Below are 18,615 nucleotides of genomic sequence, written 5' to 3' on the forward strand. Positions count from 1 at the left end.
TTTCCACACTTATAATATCATACGCTTTACCCTGTCTTTTTAACGGAAACGGCCAGCAGCACCTGATAACAGGTCTATCTATTGAATGGTCTCCTCCGTCGGCTTAGGAATTAAAACAGTACGCGGTTTGCTGCCTTCATAAGGGCCCACAACTCCACGCATTTCCATTTCATCAATCAGCCTGGCAGCTCTGCTGTAGCCGATCCGGAAACGCCGTTGAAGCATGGAAACTGAAGCGGTCTGCATTTCGGCCACCAGCTGTACGGCCTCCTCGTACAGTTCATCCTCTGCCTTCTCCTTCTTCTCAGGGACCTCCTCTGGAATCATGTCTTCCTGATACTGAGCTTTTTGTTGAGAGATCACGTAATCAACAACCTCTTCCACCTCTTCATCCGACAGAAAGGCCCCTTGTACGCGAACCGGCTTTGAAGCGCCTGCTGGGAAGAAGAGCATATCTCCCCGGCCAAGCAGCTTCTCTGCTCCGCTCATGTCCAAGATTGTTCGTGAATCTGTAGCCGAAGAAACAGCAAACGCAATCCTTGAAGGGATATTTGCTTTAATAACGCCGGTAATTACATCGACCGATGGGCGCTGAGTAGCGATAATTAAATGGATCCCTGCTGCTCTCGCCATTTGAGCTAAACGCATAATGGCGTCTTCTACATCATTGGAAGCGACCATCATTAAATCAGCAAGCTCATCTACGATGACAACAATATATGGAAGGAGCGGCTGTTTTTCGCCGGTCTCTTCGTTTTGGCGCCTCACATAGGCATTGTAGCCTTCAATATTTCTTGTGCCGCTGTGCGAAAACAGATCATATCGGCGCTCCATTTCACCGACTACCTTCTTTAATGCCTGTGAAGCTTTTTTCGCATCCGTTACAACTGGAGCGAGCAGGTGCGGAATACCGTTATATACATTCAATTCCACCATTTTCGGGTCAATCATCATCATCTTGACTTCATGGGGCTTTGCACGCATGAGGATACTTGTAATAATGCCATTAATGCAAACGCTTTTTCCGCTGCCGGTTGCCCCAGCTACTAACAGATGGGGCATTTTGTTTAGTTCCGCCGTAATTGCTTTGCCGGTAATATCACGACCAAAGGCGATCTGCAGCTTTGCACTCGGCTTCTCATTAACAGTAGCTTCAAGTACCTCCCTCAAGGAAACCATCGCTACTTCGGAATTAGGCACCTCGATACCAATAGCCGACTTGCCAGGGATCGGGGCTTCCATCCGGATATCCTTTGCTGCCAAGGCAAGCGCTAGGTCGTCGCTTAAATTAACGATCTTGCTGACCTTTACACCAATGTCTGGATGCACCTCATACTTTGTAACCGCCGGACCAAGGTGTACTTGAGTGACCTTTGCTTTTACGCCGAAGCTCTGGAAAGTCCTCTCCAGCTTTGCAGCATTCGCATGGATTTGTTTATATTCCTTGCTTTGATCCGTTTGTTTCGGCTTTCCCAGTAAATTTAATGAAGGAAGCTTGTAATCTTTATTCTCTACTTCTGTAAAAGACATCGAAGGAGCCTGAGCATCTTCTTGCTCATTGTCAATAGTTTGTGACGGGGCTGCCTGTTCCTTTTGCCCCGAAGAGGCAGCCGTACTTTGGTACGCCTCCTCCGCAAAGCTTGAAATGATCGGCTCTGAAGCCGTATAAGAGCTGTCCTCTATTTCTGTCTTTGAAACAGCTTCAGAACTAGGGGATGGCTCATCCTGTACAGCTTGCTTTGATTTTTTCGTTTGTCTTTCTTCCTTCCAATCTTTCATATCCTGAAGAAACGCCTGCCATTGCTTTTGCCATCCCTTCTTCAATGCGGCAAACAGCTTATTAAAGGTGTCGCCAAGAGAGCGGCCAGTGATCAGGATTAAACCAATAACAATCAGAACAAAGCTTAATATCCTTGTACCTAACGTATCAAATAAAAAGTAAGAAACAGCAAACAGCAAGGCACCGACCATACCTCCGCCTAGATCTTTATTAATCGTCATACCTTCTCTCACTTCAAGCCAATACAGTTCCCACGTATTAATAATGACACTAGGATCATTAAATGGACGCCCGCTGCCTAAGAGCTCAAACAGCTTTACATGGCTTAACAGCAAAATACTAATAAGGATAATATAGCCTCCTGCTTGTCTCCTCGAAAATAAAAATGGCTTCTTTCGTTTCATCATGATGTAAACACCATAGGCAATCATCCCAATAAAGCCTAACATGTACCATTCTCCTAGGAAAAAGCGAAAAAAGTAAACAAAGGCTGTTCCTACTGCGCCGAGTTGAATAATCCCGATAATACTTAAAGCAACCATAATAATTCCGCTCAATTCTAGCTGAATTGCTTGTTTTAGCTGGGCTGACTTCTTCGTCGTCCGTTTAGAAGGTTTTCTCTTTTTATTCGCCATATTCCCCACCTAACCCTTAGATTAAAACAAAAAAATAAGAAAGCAGCCGGCGTATGGCTGCTTTCCCTATTATAACATATTATGCATATTTACAGCATTTGAACCTGATCTACATAGAGATGAATTGTCCGGGGGCAATCGATTCATCTAGATAGTGGACAGGATCGGTACTCATGATACGGATCACTTTGTATTGGTTCTCTGCTCGCTCAACCATTAAGGGGATCCCTTTCCAGTTTACCAGCTCCATGCCGTTCTCCTCATAATTTGGCGGAAAGACTTGCTCTAGGGGCATCATCGTATATAAAATCATTGAATCATCGTCCCTTTTGTTTCCCTTGCTGCAATCAGCTCATTCAGCTTACTCATTGCTTCGCCGATCCCTCCTGTCTCCTGGATCAGCCCATATTTCACCGCATCCCTGCCCACGACATTTGTCCCGATATCTCTCGTTAAATTCCCCTTGGCCAGCATTAGATTTTTAAAGGTTTCTTCGGTAATAGAAGAATGCTTCGTAACGAAATTGACGACTCTTTCCTGCATCTTATCCAGGTATTCAAAGCTTTGAGGCACACCAATAACTAATCCCGTTAAACGAATTGGATGAATGGTCATAGTAGCCGATTCTGCAATGAAGGAATAATCACACGAAACAGCGATAGGCACCCCAATTGAATGCCCTCCTCCAAGAACAATGGAAACTGTCGGCTTAGACAAAGAGGCGATCATTTCTGAGATAGCCAGTCCCGCTTCCACGTCGCCGCCAACGGTGTTTAATACAATTAACACACCTTTGATAGACGGGTTTTGTTCAATGGCTACAAGCTGCGGGATCACATGCTCATATTTAGTTGTCTTGTTCTGAGGCGGAAGCTGCATGTGACCTTCAATTTGTCCAATAATCGTCAAGCAGTGAATAGGTGTATCATTCGAAAGCTGCGGCACATTCGTTTGTCCGAGCTGCTGAATCTTTTCCATTAGCGAGGAAGATGTTTTTTCAGACGGCTCCCCTTGCCCTGCTTCCTCTGGCGGTTTTTTCTCCATATCCATATGCGTTAACTCCTTTCAGCACTTAGCCAGCGGATTCATATAGATATTCTTTTCATCTTAGCCGTTATTATACAGTGGAAGTAAAAGGAGAGCCCAGCAGGCACTATTTGAAAGCAAATACTCTCCCCTCCGCAAAGCTGAAAACAGCATCCCGAAGAGGAGAGTATTTAATGATAGGGCAAACTAAGCGCTTTCTATACTTCCATAATGATCGGCAGGATCATTGGTCTCCGCTTTGTTTTTTCAAACAGGAAGGAGTTCAACTGGTCCTTAATGTCTTGCTTAATGCTAGACCAATCAAATGATTCGCCTGCCATATTTTTTTCTACTGTATTTGTGATTAGGGTTGTGGATTGCTCCATTAGTTTTTCTGATTCTCTTACATATACAAAGCCACGTGAAATGATTTCCGGGCCGGATACGATTCGTCTATGCTTCTTGCTGAGTGTAATAACCACAATAAAGATACCATCCTGAGAAAGCAGCTTGCGGTCACGCAAAACAATATTGCCTACATCGCCAACACCAATACCGTCAATTAGCACATTGCCGGCAGGCACCTTTGCGCTCATTTGCATTTTGCCGTTCTTATATTCAATGACATCTCCCTTTTCCGGAATGAAAATATGTTCTTCCGGAATTCCGACTTTAGCAGCAAGCTTTGCATGTGATGTGAGCATGCGGTATTCTCCTTGAATCGGAATAAAGTAGCGCGGTTTCATCAGGTTCAGCATCAGCTTTAAGTCTTCCTGAGACCCATGACCTGATACATGCACTTTCCGGCTTCCTGTCAGCACATTAGCTCCTGCTCGCGCGAGTAAATCTACAGTTTTAGCCATGAGCACTTCCAGCCCTGGTGAAGGTGTGGCTGTAATCAGCACGGTATCACCCTCTTTAATTTTGACATGCTTATTGGCGCCTTTTGCCATCTTTTGCAACGCTTCAATCGGCTCTCCCTGCAGGCCGGTCGTTAAAATCACAACCTCATCCTCAGGGTATTTATGAATATCCTGGAGGCTGATAAGCACGTCTTCCTGCACAGTTAAATATCCAAGCTTCATAGCAATGTCATTTACCCGCTGTATGCTTTTTCCGCTAGTTGCAATTTTTCGCCCATTTTCATAAGCCGCGTCAAACACCTGCTGCACACGAATTAAATTAGACGCAAAAGAGGCAACAATAATTCTTCCTTTCGCTGAGTGGAATGCATCGGATAATTGCCTAGCAATAACTTCTTCAGAAGTCGTATACCCGGGACGCTCTGCCTCTGTTGAATCAGATAACAGCAAAAACACGCCTTCTTTGCCGAGTTGAGCCATCTTTCCGATATCAGGCTCATAGGCTCCTGTTGCCGCCTGATCAAATTTAAATTCACCCGTATGAACGATCGCTCCCTCTGATGTGTGAATCGCTACACCGACAGAATCCGGAATACTGTGGGTAGTCCGGAAGAACGTTACCTCTACTCCGTCAAACCGCAAACGCGAATTAGAATGAACGGTATAATATTTAACCTCTTCTCTTACATTCTCTTCTCTCAGCCGCATTTTAGCCAAAGCAAGCGTCAGCTTCGTTCCGTACACTGGCGCTTTAACTTGTCGGAGGATATATCCTAAAGAGCCGATCGCATCTTCATGTCCATGTGTTAGGAAAATTCCTTTAATTCGGTCTTTATTTTCGACTAAATAAGAAATGTCAGGGATGACAATATCAATTCCCAGCATTTCATTCTCAGGGAACATTAAGCCGCTATCAATAATAAAAATTTCTTCATCCACTTCGATGACTGTCATGTTCTTTCCAATTTCCCCCACTCCGCCAAGCGGAATGACTTTTATTAATTCATTTTTCTTCTTGCCCACTCTAGATTTCCTCCTATACTTAAGAACAACCCGTCCTATCACAACATTACGTCTATTATAAAGTATCTAGGAAAGTAAAGCCAATACTATCTATCGGAAGAGGAAAAGGAAGCAAAAAAAAACCTCACTCTGCGCTTTTGATGGCACAGAGTGAGGAGGGATTATAATAGCTTTTGCAGGGAAGCTCTCTCTTCCTCCGTAAGAGGAATGAGCGGCAGCCGAACGGATCCCATATCAAGTCCTTTAATCTGTAAAGCTGTTTTCACTGGAACTGGGCTCGGTGCAGCAAACAAACCTTTTACTAACGGAACAAATTTTTGATGCAGCTTGGCAGCCTGCTTAAAGTCTCCATTTAAGAAAGCGGCAACCATTTGCTGCATTTCATTCCCGGCAACATGAGACGCGACTGATACGACACCGTCTCCGCCGATTGCCAGCATAGGAAGTGTAAGACTATCATCCCCACTGTATACTTGGAAATCATCGTCTGTTCCCGCAATAATAGCTGTAGCAGCATCTAGATCTCCGCTGGCTTCTTTGACAGCAATGATGTTTGGTACTTTCGACAGCCGAATAATAGTTTCCGGGGCAATATTCACACTCGTTCTGCCAGGAACATTATACACCATCACCGGCAGGCTGGTAGCCTCAGCAATCACCTTAAAGTGCTGGTACAGCCCTTCTTGACTCGGCTTATTATAGTAAGGAGCAACAAGCATAATCGCATCTACGCCTGCTGCCTCTGCTTTTTTCGTCAATTCAATTGACTGGTGTGTGTTGTTGCTTCCTGTTCCCGCAATTACCGGCACACGTCCAGCCGATGCCTTTACCGCATGCTGGAACAGAGCGACTTTCTCTTCTGCCGTTAAAGTAGGTGACTCTCCCGTTGTACCGGCAACAACAAGGGAGTCCGTTCCATTGTTAATTAAATAATCGATTAATCTAGTTGTTTTTTCAAAATCGATGTTTCCTTTTGAGTCAAATGGCGTCACCATTGCCGTCGACACCCGTCCGAAAGAAACCATACGAATTCCTCCTTCATTCAAACACTGACTTACTTATTCTCTTCGTATTCTACGTGGTCCTCGTGCAGGAGAAAAGCGTCGTGAAGGGCATTAACTGCTGTTACGAGCTCCTCATTTTTCACAAGAACCCAAATGGTTGTATGGCTATCGGCAGATTGGAGAATGCGGACACCCTGCTCAGAGAGGGCCGTGACGATTTTGGATGTTACGCCTGGAACACCTGTCATTCCTGCACCTACTACTGATACTTTCGCGCACTCTCTTTCTACTTCCGGTTTGTAACCCATATCTTCTAGCACTTCAATCGCCCGATCAGCTGTGTTTCCGGCAACAGTATATATTACACCTGTAGGAGAGATATTAATAAAATCTACACTAATCTTTTCATTAGCCATTGCTTTAAACACTTCCGCCTGTACATCGTATCGATCTTTTTTCGCTTGCACCTTAATTTGAGCTACATCGCTAACATGCGCAATACCAGTTACAAGCCGCTCTCTTACATCAAGCCCTTGGTTCGGTTTTGTAATAGAAGTTACAAGCGTGCCAACGCCAGAAGAATAGGTAGAACGTATGCGGATAGGCACCTTTGCCTGCATAGCAATTTCTACCGCACGAGGATGGATCACCTTTGCCCCTTGATACGCCATGTTGCACACTTCATTATATGTTACAACAGACAGCGGGCGTGCCTTTTTAGTCAGACGCGGGTCGGCCGTCATGATTCCTTCCACGTCGGTAAAGATGTCTACCCATTCTGCTTTCAATGCAGCACCAAGAGCGGCAGCGGAGGTATCGCTTCCTCCGCGGCCGATTGTTGTTACGTCGCCCGTTTTTGCAGCTCCCTGAAAGCCAGCTACAACTACTACATCATGTGATTCTAATTCCTTTAATAGTCGGTCGCATCTCATTTTAAGGATTTTGGCATTCGTGTGATCATCATTTGTGATAAATCCTGCTTGAGTGCCATTTAACGCACAAGCGGCAATATCGCTCTCAAGAAGCATATTCGTGAAGACAAGACTGGATATGACTTCCCCGCATGATAGGAGAGCATCCTGTTCCCTGGCTGACAGCCTTGTGTCTGTCCCGTTTACTAAAGAGTAAAGCGTGTCTGTTGCATACGGATCCCCTTTACGGCCCATAGCAGATACGACTACGACTACTTTATAGCCTTCTTTCATCGCTGCTTCGATATGACGTTTGGCATGCTCGCGTGCTTCTTTATCGCGAACGGATGTGCCACCAAATTTTTGCACAATAATTTTCACTATCAAACACCTCTGCGTTTCCTTAATGAGATTATCCGGCTATTACTTTTCCTTTACAATTTCCATATCAATAAGCGTTTCAGCAATTTGGACAGAGTTCCAGGCAGCGCCTTTCAGCAGGTTGTCAGCAACGACCCACATATGGAAGCCTGTATCCTCATCCAGGTCTTTACGCACCCGTCCAACAAATATTTCTTTCTTGCCTACGCAATCAGCAGGCATTGGATAGATTTGCTCTTCAGGCTGGTCCTGTAAAACCACGCCGGGCGCGCCAGATAACTTGCTTTTGATGTCTTCTGCTGACAGACCTTGCGTTTCCACTTCAAAGTAAACAGACTCTGAATGGCCTGTTTCTACCGGAAGACGCACACAGGTAGCTGCTACACTAAGCTCAGGCATATGCATAATTTTCTTTGTTTCATTGATCATTTTCATTTCCTCGAAAGTAAAACCGTTATCTTGGAATTTATCAATTTGCGGAATCGCATTGAAAGCAATTTGGTAGTGCTTTTTGTCGCCTCCTACCGGCAGAATTTCCGGCTTGATCTCTTTTCCATCAAGAATTTCCTGAGTCTGGTTATACATTTCATCAATTGCTTCTTTACCCGCACCTGATACAGCCTGGTAGGTTGAAACGAGAACCTTCTTCAAGCCGTATGCCTGGCGAATCGGCTCTAACGCAGCAACCATTTGAATGGTTGAGCAGTTCGGGTTGGCAATAATCCCTTTATGATTCTTCAAATCTTCTTTATTCACTTCCGGCACAACAAGGGGTACCTCTTCATCCATCCGGTATGCACTTGTGTTATCTACGACGATCGCACCGCGCTTTACAGCTTCCGGTGCAAACTTCTTAGATACACTGCCCCCTGCACTGAACAGGGCGATGTCTACTCCTTCAAAGCTTTCCGGCTTTGCTTCTTGAACGACAATTTCTTCCCCTTTATAGCTTACCGTTTTTCCGGCAGAACGGGCCGATGAAAGCAGCGTTAGCTGACGAATTGGAAAATCTCTCTCTTCTAGAGTGCGAATCATTTGCTGGCCAACTGCTCCAGTCGCACCTACAACGGCTACGTGAAACCCTTTATTAGTCATCATCCATTTCCCCTTTCCCTATTCTGTAAATAAATTCGTGCCTATGTAATTCATATAAATACTATAATATTCAGCACATTCAATAGCTACTATTTTAACACAATAACATCATAAATGGTCTAGTTCTAAAAAAAAAGAGAAAAAAGAGGGAGACATCAACTCCCATCTTTAAAACGTTCAATAACAACTGGCTGTATCTGTTTGCCCTGCAGAGCTGCCTCAATCGTCTCTGGCAGACTGCTCATACGCGCAACCATTGAATTTGGCTTTTTAACGGGATCATCCTGACCAAAGGGAATGAAATAAATATTCTTTACAGACATCAGTCTCATAATGTTCACACCATTTAGTCCGAGAGCGTCGTTCGTAGAAATACCAACAACCACCGGCTTCAAATTACGAAGCGTCGCTTTGGTAGCCATGAGAACCGGAGAGTCCGTAAGAGCATTGGCTAACTTGCTGAGAGAATTTCCTGTCAACGGAGCAATGACCATGCAGTCAAGTGGATACTTTGGGCCAAGCGGTTCGGCATCCACAATAGAATCAATAACTTTTTTTCCTGTAACCTTTTCAATCTTCTCTACCCATTCTCCCGCTTCACCGAAGCGAGTGCCTGTTCCCTTCACCGTCGCTGAAACAACGGGAACTACTTCTGCCCCCAACTCCATGAGCTTCTTAATCTGAGGATAAACCTCCTCGTACGTACAATGAGAGCCTGTAATTCCAAAACCAATCCGCTTTCCTTTTAGCGACAATTCGCTTCTCTCCTTTCATTGCAAATTATTATCTTTTAATAATTCCGTCAGCACTCCTGCTAGAATCTGTCCCGCTGTTTTCGGGGCTACAATCCCAGGCAGGCCGAGGGCAAGAATCGCTTTAATTCCACGCTTTTGAGCAAACCGAAAATCAGTTCCACCCGGTTTAGAAGCAAGGTCAATGATCAGTGTATGTGGTTTCATTCTTGCAATTGATTGAGGGGTAATAACTAGAGAAGGTATGGTGTTAATGATGATATCTAGTGATTCCGACTGTTGGGGAAGCTGATCGATAGCAAACGGGGTTAAGCCCATCTCTATCGCCCGGGCAAAGTGCTCGCTTTTTCTGGCACCCGCTTTCACCTTTGCACCTAGATTATGAAAAACTCTTGCTGTGCTCATTCCTACTCGCCCCATACCGAGGACAGCCACAGTAGAGCCGTGAATGGTGAAATCAGTGTGCTGGATAGCCATCATGACGGCCCCTTCTGCCGTTGGAATAGAATTGTAAATGGCCACGTCATTGCGATCGAACAAGCGAATAAGCTTTCTATCAGCCTCTTTTGCCATCTCTGTCAGAAGCGGCGGGCTAATCCCTGTAAAAATAGAACAGTGTGCTGGCGTTTTCTTAAGCATCTCTCTTGTTAAATAGATGGGTTCAGATGAAAAAACTGTTTCAATTTCACCTGTCGCCTTTATACCGGCTACCGGCAGCACGAGCGCATCTAGATGTTCAAAAGGCAGGTCCTCTACCCTTTCCTTTACTGCCCCCGTAAAACTCTGCTCGAGCTGGTCAAATCCTGCTAGATACACCTTGGCATCAAGCTCTGTTAGCTTTCTAATAATCTCTATCTGACGAGCATCTCCTCCTAAAACGGCTACTTGAAGATCAGTCAGCATTCCCTCCACCGTCCTTTTGTCTCTCCTTTCTACTTTTATATTGTATGAAGGAGGCTCATTTCGGTGAGCTATTTCGCCTAGCTTATAGAAAAAAGCTTCTGCCGGGTAAGCAGAAGCTTTTTGTGGATATATTTTATTACATATTTATGGGCAGCTTGCCCTCTGGACTGATCAGTGAAGCAGAGAAGTCACCCTCGAACATGCGATTGCCCAGTTTATTTACACTATCAATGCTGACTTGATCAATCAAACGGACAATCTCATCAAGCGAGCGATGCTCCTTGAGCAGCAATTCATTCTTGCCATTCCGGCTCATCCGGCTATTCGTACTCTCAAGGCTCATCATTAAACTGGCTTTGAGCTGCTCCTTGCTGTTACGTACCTCTTTCTCGTTGACTCCCTTTTCCTTTAAGGAAGCCAGCGTCCTTTGAATAGTCGAGAAGAGTTCGTCCAGCTGGTTTGCTCCTGTTCCACCATATATTGTCATCAAGCCGCTGTCACGGAAAGCGGAATGATAAGAGAAAACTGAATAGGCAAGCCCGCGTTCCTCGCGTACTTCCTGGAATAAGCGTGAGGACATGCTTCCCCCTAGAATATTGTTTAACACAATTAAACTGTAGACACTTTCATGCCCAATCGGCAAGCCTTCAAAACCAAGGCAAAGATGAGCCTGCTCGGTATCCTTCTTCCGAGTCATCTTTTCCGTTGCTACCTGTGGCGGTGCACTAGCAGCTGGCCGGCTGCCTCCTTTAAAGGAACCGAAAAGCTCCGACGCTTTTTCGATCAATTCAGGCTTTACATTACCTGCAATCGAAATGACAATCCGATCAGGCGTATACATATCATGCATATATTGCTTTAATTTGTCCCTTGTAAAGGAAGCGAGCGTCTCTTCCGTTCCGAGAATGGAGTAGCCGAGCGGGTGATCCTGGAATACAGCCTTACTTAACATATCGTGCACAATATCATCAGGTGTATCTTCATACATCTTAATTTCTTCAGCTACGACACTTTTCTCTTTATCCATTTCTTCCTTAATAAAAGTAGAATTAAAAAACATATCAGCGAGCATATTCAGTGCATATGGCGCATGATTATCAAGAACCTTCGCATAATAGCATGTGTACTCTTTCGACGTGAACGCATTCACTTGACCGCCGATGCTGTCAAAACCCTCGGCTATATCCTTCGCCGACTTCGTCTCGGTCCCTTTAAAAAACATATGTTCTAGAAAATGAGAAATCCCGTTGTTTTCCGGTGTCTCATCTCTTGAACCTGTTCCAATCCAGACACCGATCGCTGCTGAGCGCACAGTTGGTATTTCTTCTAGTACAATTCTAACTCCGTTATCACAAACAAACTTTTTTATCAATGTAATCCTCCTAGTCGTGCAGCTGTTGTAAAATTCATCTTTAATTACTGATCAGTCGCTTTATGTGAAATGATTCTTGTTTCATTTAACAAGTTTGTTACAGTATCTACTTTAAACTGTTTTGCTTTGAGTTGCTTAATTAATGTATCTAAGGAGGAAGAAGTAACCTCAGTTGGATGCATCAAGATGATCGCACCGGGATGGACGCGGCTCATGACACGGTTAATCAGCACATCAGGCGATGGTTTCTTCCAGTCAACCGTATCCACTGTCCATAAAATCGTATACATATCTAGCTGGCGGGCAGCTTTGACCGTTTGGTCAGTAAAGCTTCCGCTCGGGGGAGCAAATAACGAAGGTCGCATACCTGTTACTGATTCGATCACCTCATTGGTTTTTTCCATCTCTTCTTTGGTGCGCACTTCACTTAAAACAGCCATATCTGGATGAGTATAGGAATGATTTCCCCCTTCATGCCCGGCTTTTATTACCATTTTAGCCAGATCTGGGTTCTTTTTTACCCATTGACCCTCAAAGAAAAAAGTAGCATGAACGGAATGCTTTTTCAACACTTCCAGCATTTTCGGTAAATATTCTTCTCCCCATGCCACATTAATAGCCAGACTGACCATCGGCTTGTCTGGATGTCCTCTGTAAATAGGGGAAGGTGGAAGATCATCTAAGTGAACCTTAGGTGGTATTTGCTTATAAATTAAGCGGCTCTCTGTGAACTCCCCTTCCTCCTTCATTGATTGATAGGACTTTTCTATATCAACTTCTATTCCATTATAACCGGGGGTAGCTTTCCACACAGGATCAACCTTGGCATCTTGAGGCTCTTTTTTTCGTTCTTCCGCTTCTTTCTTTATTTTAGCCAGCAGCGGCTGGGTCGGTTTGTATACAAATTCTGCTTCACTTTTTAATTGACCGAGGTAGCTCTCTACTGCTTGACTCCCAATGAGCAGCCAACTGATCATAAGCATGATTAATATACTCATCATATGTTTTATTTTCTGCATTGTCCATGCCCCCTTCTATAGTTTTAAAATTATGAATAATTTAAAAGAAGTAGAACATGACAAAAAACCAGAGGAAATACCCTCTGGTTTCTTAACAATACAGAAAGAAGATGTGTATCAATGAATGGTGTACCGCGAGACAGCCTACCATTTAAAGAAAGATTGTTACTGTACCTCCAAGGTCACTTCAATGTTCCCTCTTGTTGCTTTGGAGTAAGGACAAACTTGATGTGCTTGATGAACCAATTCTTCTAATTGACTTTTTTCAATATCGGTTCCTTTTACCTGCAGGGTGACCGCTAATTTAAAGCCTTGATCGGCATCATCTTTCATCAAGCTCACATTTGCTGTCACCTCTGACTCAAACTTCACCCGAGCTTTGCTGGCAACTAATTGAAGCGCGCTATCAAAGCAAGCTGCATATCCAGCCGCAAATAATTGTTCCGGGTTTGTGGCTGCATCGAGCTTCTTAGCTCTTGGAGTACCTGGCATGGCAGTGTCCATATTAATAACATCATCCGATGATTGAACTCTTCCTTCTCGTCCTCCAGAAGCCGTTGCTGTTGCGGTAAATAAAGTATCTGACATCTTGCAGTCTCATCTCCTTTATCTAATTTCCAACCCTGCTTGCTCTACGCACATTACTATTCCCCTATCTAGAAAGCCTAAACAAAAGGAAACAGCTTGCAGCACGGAGAGACAGAAATCAAAATAAAGATAAAGGCTTTATATTTTAGATCCCTGGAAAAGTTAAGCGTTCTCGTTCGTATCAGCCGCTTCTTTCTGCTCCTTTAAGACAGCTTTACGAGAAAGATTCACGCGTCCCTGGTTATCGATCTCGATGACCTTAACTAACAGCTTATCTCCGATGGATACGACATCTTCGACCTTGCGCACTCTCTCTTCAGCAAGCTCGGAAATATGAACAAGACCATCTTTGCCAGGGAAGAGTTCTACAAACGCACCAAACTTCTCAATACGCTTGACAGTTCCGTCATATAACTGTCCTACTTCTACTTCACGAACAATGTCTTCAATAATTTTCTTCGCTGCTTGGTTGTTCTTGGCATTTACAGAAGAAATGAAAATTGTACCATCTTGTTCGATATCAATTTTTACGTCTGTTTCTTCAATAATCTTGTTAATTTGCTTGCCGCTTGGCCCAATAACATCACGGATTTTATCCGGGTTAATGGTCATTGTTAAGATCTTCGGCGCATAAGCGGACAATTCCTCACGCGGCTCTGAAATCGTCTCATTCATATGCTCTAGAATATACATTCGGCCCTGCTTTGCTTGTTGAAGCGCCTCTTCTAGAATTTCCCGGTTCAAGCCCTCAATCTTAATATCCATCTGCAGGGCAGTTACACCTTTAGACGTACCAGCAACCTTGAAATCCATGTCGCCCAAATGGTCTTCCATACCTTGAATATCTGATAAAACCGTATAATGTTCTCCAGATTTCACAAGACCCATCGCAATCCCAGCGACCGATGCTTTAATCGGTACACCTGCATCCATCATCGCCATCGTACTGGCACAAATACTTGCTTGTGAAGAGGATCCATTCGACTCAAGCACCTCAGAAACAAGGCGAATCGTATATGGAAAATCCTTTTCGCTTGGAATAACCGGTTCAAGTGCACGTTCACCAAGAGCCCCATGGCCAATTTCGCGGCGGCCTGGTGCACGGAGCGGACGTGTTTCCCCGACACTAAACGCAGGGAAGTTATAATGATGCATAAAGCGCTTCGATTCTTCTACACCAAGCCCATCTAGGATTTGAACATCTCCTAATGCTCCGAGTGTACATATGCTAAGCACTTGGGTTTGTCCACGTGTAAATAATCCAGAGCCGTGCGTGCGAGGCAGTAACCCGACTTCGGAAGCAAGCGGGCGAATTTCATCCACTTTCCGGCCATCTGGTCTTACTTTCTCTTCAGTAATCAAGCGACGGACTTCTTCTTTTACAATCTTATCCAGAATTTGAGACACTTGTTTCATCGTTTCTTCATCTGCTTCTTTAGCAGTGAATTCTTCAATGACGGATTGCTTAACAGCTTGAATCGCATCTTCACGAGCATGCTTTTCCTGCACTTGAATAGCTTGAATCATTTCCGTTTCACACATAGAGCGAACTTGCCCTTCGATGTCTGCATCGACTTCATAAAGAGTAATTTCCATCTTCTCTTTGCCGACTGCTGCTGCAATCTCCTCCTGGAAAGCGACCAGGCGTTTGATTTCTTCATGGCCAAACATAATGGCTTCAAGCATAACTTCTTCCGGCACCTCATCAGCGCCTGCCTCGACCATGTTGATAGCGTCTTTTGTACCGGCAACTGTTAGATGCAAATCACTCTGTTCAAGCTACTCTACAGATGGATTAATAATGAACTCATCATTAATGCGTCCGACAATCACGCCAGCAATTGGGCCTTCAAACGGAATGTCAGAGATGCTCAGTGCAAGTGATGAACCAAACATAGCTGCCATTTCCGATGAACAGTTTTGATCTACACTCATTACCATGCTGATTACCTGCACTTCGTTACGGAAGCCTTCCGCAAATAGCGGACGGATCGGCCGGTCAATCAAACGGCTTGCTAAAGTCGCTTTCTCACTAGGGCGTCCCTCACGCTTGATAAATCCCCCAGGAATTTTACCTACTGCATATAAACGTTCCTCATAATTTACTGTTAACGGAAAAAAGTCAAACGGCTTTGCTTCTTTTGAAGCCGTAGCTGTACTCAAAACGACCGTCTCTCCGTAGCGGATAAGCGCCGCTCCATTTGCTTGCTTAGCGACCTGACCAACTTCAACAGTTAGTTCACGGCCTGCCCATTCTATGGAAAATGTTTGTTTCCCTTGCTCCATAAATGAACCCCTCTCTATATCGATAAAATATAACATGTCTGTTAATCCTAACTAATAGCATAGCATTCGTTTTCCCTCATGCAAAGCCAAATCCCTCGGATTTACTTATCTTATGTATTTTTCACTAAAAATCATAAGTTAGTCATGTTTTATTAAAAAATATGTGTTATTTATTTCCATTTATTTTTACCCTAACAAAAAAGCGGGAGTGTATCCCGCTTTTTGGCAGCTTAGCGACGTAAGCCAAGTCTTTGAATTAATTCACGATAGCGTTGAACATCTTTGTTACGAAGGTATGTTAATAGGTTACGACGGCGTCCAACCATTTTTAACAAACCGCGACGTGAATGATGGTCTTTTTTATGAGTACGTAAATGCTCATTCAATGTATTGATTTGCTCTGTAAGTACAGCCACCTGTACTTCTGGTGAACCTGTATCGTTCTCGTGAGTTTTGAACTCATTGATAATTTCGTTTTTACGTTCTTGTGTTAATGCCATTTTAATTCCTCCTTAATTTTTAAAAATCCCCTGTTACCAAGCAGGCGCTGGAGTGGCGTACTGCCTCGCAAAGGTTCCTTGTAATGACTCACTTATCATACATGATTTTTCTCTTTAACGCAACCATTTAATCAAGCTTCTTCAAGTAATCTATCGCTTTTTGCTTATCCCTGTCAATTTGTGCAACCAGCGCTTCGATACCGTCAAATTTTTGCTCCCCCCGCAGGCGCGTATACCACTTTACAGTTACTTCCTCACCATATATAGACTGTTTAAAATCAAAAATATGAACTTCTATCGATAAAGAGCGCTCGTCCGGGTTTTTAAAGGTAGGGCGGTATCCGATGTTACATACTCCATTATACCATTCCTCTTTTATTTTCACCTTCACTGCATAAACACCCGATTGAGGAACTAAGCACTCTTGTTCTACCTCTATATTCGCTGTAGGGAATCCGATTTTCCGACCTCTCTTATCTCCGTGGATGACTGTGCCTTTTACTTCATACGGCCGGCCAAGCAAACGGGACGCTTCTGCTACTTCTCCTTCATTAAGAAGCTGGCGGATCCTGGTAGAGCTGATCTTCTCTTCGCTGTCCTCCAGTTTCTCGACAGTCGTGAAAGTAAAGGCCTCTCGCGAATGAAAAGGAAGGGTCTCCATCGTTCCTTTCCCTAACCTGCCATATGTATAGTCAAACCCTGCCACTACATGCCGGACATTTAAGCCAATAATATAACTATCTATAAATTCTTGAGGATTAAGTGCAGCAAAGCTGGAGGTAAACCGCACAACAAAGAAATAATCAACACCAAGCAATTCAATTCTTTTGATTTTCTCCTCGAGAGGCGTGATATATTGCACTTGTTTATGTTTATGGCCAAGCACAATCGATGGGTGCGGGTCAAAGGTCATTACTGCACTTTTCGCCCCCTGCTGATTTGCTTTCTCCACAGCTGTTCCGATTACTTGCTGGTGCCCAAGGTGCACACCATCAAAAAACCCAAGCGCCATGACTAAAGGAGGCAAATCGCTTTTTTCTATATTATGAGGATGATGAAGCGTATAGATTTTCATTTTTTCACCTGTCTTCCATCAATCAGCTAATACTTTAACCGGCTTTATCTTCCCTGTTTTCTCTGAATGCAATTGATAAATTGCCAGCAGTCTGTTCTCTTGCAGAACAGCTGCTTCCTGTGCCTGATTCGGCCAGTTTTCAGGAAGATCCAATACGGCGCCGTTTGCTACTTTCTTTGCTAATGTATCACTTATGTGCCATTTGGGCAAATCATTCACGCCTCTTTCCAAAGGGCGTAAAACAGATGAAGCCTCTTCCTTCTGAGTTAATTCTTCCAGCTCATGCAAGGTTAAGCATTCGTCTGCCGTAAACCCGCCAGAGGAGGTGCGTACAAGATTAGACATGTGGGCCGGATAGCCGAGACGCTCCCCAATCATAACAGCAAGCGTGCGTATGTAAGTTCCTTTGCTGCAGGACACGCGGAACGAAAAACGGATCTTCTCGCCTGTGAACACTTCCCTGTCGTCTAACAGCTCGATGTGATGAATAGTTACTGTTCTCGAAGGACGTTCCACCTCAATGCCTTGGCGGGCGTATTCATATAGACGTTTTCCATTGACTTTTACAGCAGAAAACATAGGAGGCGTTTGAGTGATATGGCCGGTTAAGGACTGAAGAACTTGAAGAATCTCCTTTCTAGAGATCGCTGCACGTACCGTTGTCTGTTCGACAACTTCACCGGAAGCGTCCTCTGTCGTTGTAGAGGCTCCGAGGGTCACCTCGCCTTCATACGTCTTTCCGCTGTTCATTATGTAATCAGCTAACTTTGTTGCTCGTCCTAGACAAATAGGAAGCACCCCTTCTACATCCGGGTCTAAAGTACCTGTATGACCTACCTTCTTCATCTTTAAGATTTTACGTACCTTAAAGACGCAATCGTGAGAAGTCATTCCTTTTTCTTTCCAAAGGGGAAGGATTCCATCCATCGCCATTCTCTCCTTTCAACATAGAAAAAGGCCCTGAACCCCTAAGGAAAAAGAATATAGAAAAGAGTGTCTATATTACAGTTACTATAGAGGCCAGAACCTTGTTTCGTTATTAACGGTCTGCTGAGCCGCTGTCGATCTCTCTCAACAGCGTATCAATCCTGTTGCCATATTCAACGGACTCATCAAACTCAAAAATTAATTCAGGTGTTTTGCGAAGACGGATTCTCTGTCCAACTTCCGAACGGATAAATCCCTTCGCCTTTGCTAAAGCTTTCAATGTGCCTTCACGATCCTGTTCGTTCCCGAGAACAGTAATATACACTTTCGCCTGCTGAAGATCACCTGTTACTTCCACATCCGTTACAGTTACAAAGCCGACTCGCGGATCTTTTACCTTCCGGCTCAAAATATCCGTCAGCTCTTTCTTCATTTGTTCACCTACACGGTTTGAACGAAGACTCATCTTTTTCAC

General features: G+C 44.2%; 16 protein-coding genes and 1 pseudogene. All 17 read right to left on the reverse strand.

Annotation, left to right across the window (positions count from 1 at the left end; all coding sequences use genetic code 11):
• Window positions 1-78 precede the first annotated feature (78 nt).
• The gene (locus tag QY97_RS01660; RefSeq protein WP_039232599.1) at window positions 79-2,415 is read right to left on the reverse strand and encodes a DNA translocase FtsK; all 2,337 of its coding nucleotides are present in this window, start codon (window positions 2,413-2,415) and stop codon (window positions 79-81) included.
• Between the two features lie 109 nt (window positions 2,416-2,524).
• The gene (locus tag QY97_RS01665; protein ID WP_039232602.1) at window positions 2,525-2,728 is read right to left on the reverse strand and encodes a YlzJ-like family protein; all 204 of its coding nucleotides are present in this window, start codon (window positions 2,726-2,728) and stop codon (window positions 2,525-2,527) included.
• Window positions 2,725-3,459, reverse strand: coding sequence for a ClpP family protease (locus QY97_RS01670; RefSeq protein ID WP_125444156.1), 735 nt, complete (start codon window positions 3,457-3,459; stop codon window positions 2,725-2,727). The genes QY97_RS01665 and QY97_RS01670 overlap by 4 nt, the downstream gene beginning before the upstream one ends.
• Window positions 3,460-3,659: 200 nt before the next feature.
• The gene (locus QY97_RS01675; protein WP_039232608.1) at window positions 3,660-5,327 is read right to left on the reverse strand and encodes a ribonuclease J; all 1,668 of its coding nucleotides are present in this window, start codon (window positions 5,325-5,327) and stop codon (window positions 3,660-3,662) included.
• Between the two features lie 161 nt (window positions 5,328-5,488).
• Complete coding sequence (dapA, locus tag QY97_RS01680; protein ID WP_039232610.1) at window positions 5,489-6,352, reverse strand: 4-hydroxy-tetrahydrodipicolinate synthase; 864 nt, start codon at window positions 6,350-6,352, stop codon at window positions 5,489-5,491.
• Between the two features lie 29 nt (window positions 6,353-6,381).
• A complete protein-coding gene (gene dapG / locus QY97_RS01685; RefSeq protein WP_039232613.1) occupies window positions 6,382-7,623 on the reverse strand; it encodes an aspartate kinase in 1,242 nt (413 codons plus the stop codon).
• A gap of 42 nt (window positions 7,624-7,665) precedes the next feature.
• Entirely contained in the window at window positions 7,666-8,718 is a 1,053-nt protein-coding gene (gene asd / locus QY97_RS01690; RefSeq protein ID WP_039232617.1) for an aspartate-semialdehyde dehydrogenase, read from the reverse strand.
• A 155-nt stretch (window positions 8,719-8,873) separates the two neighbouring features.
• Window positions 8,874-9,473 (reverse strand): dipicolinate synthase subunit B, encoded by a 600-nt coding sequence (locus tag QY97_RS01695; RefSeq protein WP_039232621.1) that lies wholly within the window; start codon window positions 9,471-9,473, stop codon window positions 8,874-8,876.
• A 15-nt stretch (window positions 9,474-9,488) separates the two neighbouring features.
• Window positions 9,489-10,373, reverse strand: coding sequence for a dipicolinic acid synthetase subunit A (dpaA, locus tag QY97_RS01700; RefSeq protein ID WP_039232792.1), 885 nt, complete (start codon window positions 10,371-10,373; stop codon window positions 9,489-9,491).
• A gap of 136 nt (window positions 10,374-10,509) precedes the next feature.
• On the reverse strand, window positions 10,510-11,745 hold the full coding sequence (locus tag QY97_RS01705) for a M16 family metallopeptidase (RefSeq protein ID WP_039232623.1): 1,236 nt from the start codon (window positions 11,743-11,745) through the stop codon (window positions 10,510-10,512).
• A gap of 44 nt (window positions 11,746-11,789) precedes the next feature.
• Window positions 11,790-12,764: a polysaccharide deacetylase family protein gene (locus QY97_RS01710; protein WP_039232625.1), complete on the reverse strand. Its 975-nt coding sequence runs from the start codon at window positions 12,762-12,764 to the stop codon at window positions 11,790-11,792.
• A 165-nt stretch (window positions 12,765-12,929) separates the two neighbouring features.
• The gene (locus QY97_RS01715; protein ID WP_039232627.1) at window positions 12,930-13,352 is read right to left on the reverse strand and encodes an organic hydroperoxide resistance protein; all 423 of its coding nucleotides are present in this window, start codon (window positions 13,350-13,352) and stop codon (window positions 12,930-12,932) included.
• 162 nt (window positions 13,353-13,514) lie between these two features.
• Window positions 13,515-15,638 (reverse strand): annotated as a pseudogene (gene pnp / locus QY97_RS01720) (polyribonucleotide nucleotidyltransferase).
• Between the two features lie 230 nt (window positions 15,639-15,868).
• Window positions 15,869-16,138, reverse strand: a complete 270-nt coding sequence (gene rpsO, locus QY97_RS01725; protein ID WP_039232630.1) for a 30S ribosomal protein S15 — start codon at window positions 16,136-16,138, stop codon at window positions 15,869-15,871.
• A 127-nt stretch (window positions 16,139-16,265) separates the two neighbouring features.
• Window positions 16,266-17,213, reverse strand: coding sequence for a bifunctional riboflavin kinase/FAD synthetase (gene ribF, locus QY97_RS01730; protein WP_039232634.1), 948 nt, complete (start codon window positions 17,211-17,213; stop codon window positions 16,266-16,268).
• Window positions 17,214-17,231: 18 nt separating this feature from the next.
• Window positions 17,232-18,140, reverse strand: a complete 909-nt coding sequence (truB, locus tag QY97_RS01735; RefSeq protein WP_039232638.1) for a tRNA pseudouridine(55) synthase TruB — start codon at window positions 18,138-18,140, stop codon at window positions 17,232-17,234.
• Window positions 18,141-18,252: 112 nt separating this feature from the next.
• The gene (rbfA, locus tag QY97_RS01740) at window positions 18,253-18,606 is read right to left on the reverse strand and encodes a 30S ribosome-binding factor RbfA (protein WP_039232641.1); all 354 of its coding nucleotides are present in this window, start codon (window positions 18,604-18,606) and stop codon (window positions 18,253-18,255) included.
• Between the last annotated feature and the right edge of the window lie 9 nt (window positions 18,607-18,615).

Source organism: Bacillus thermotolerans, from assembly GCF_000812025.2.
Classification (GTDB): Bacteria; Bacillota; Bacilli; order Bacillales; family Domibacillaceae; genus Quasibacillus; species Quasibacillus thermotolerans.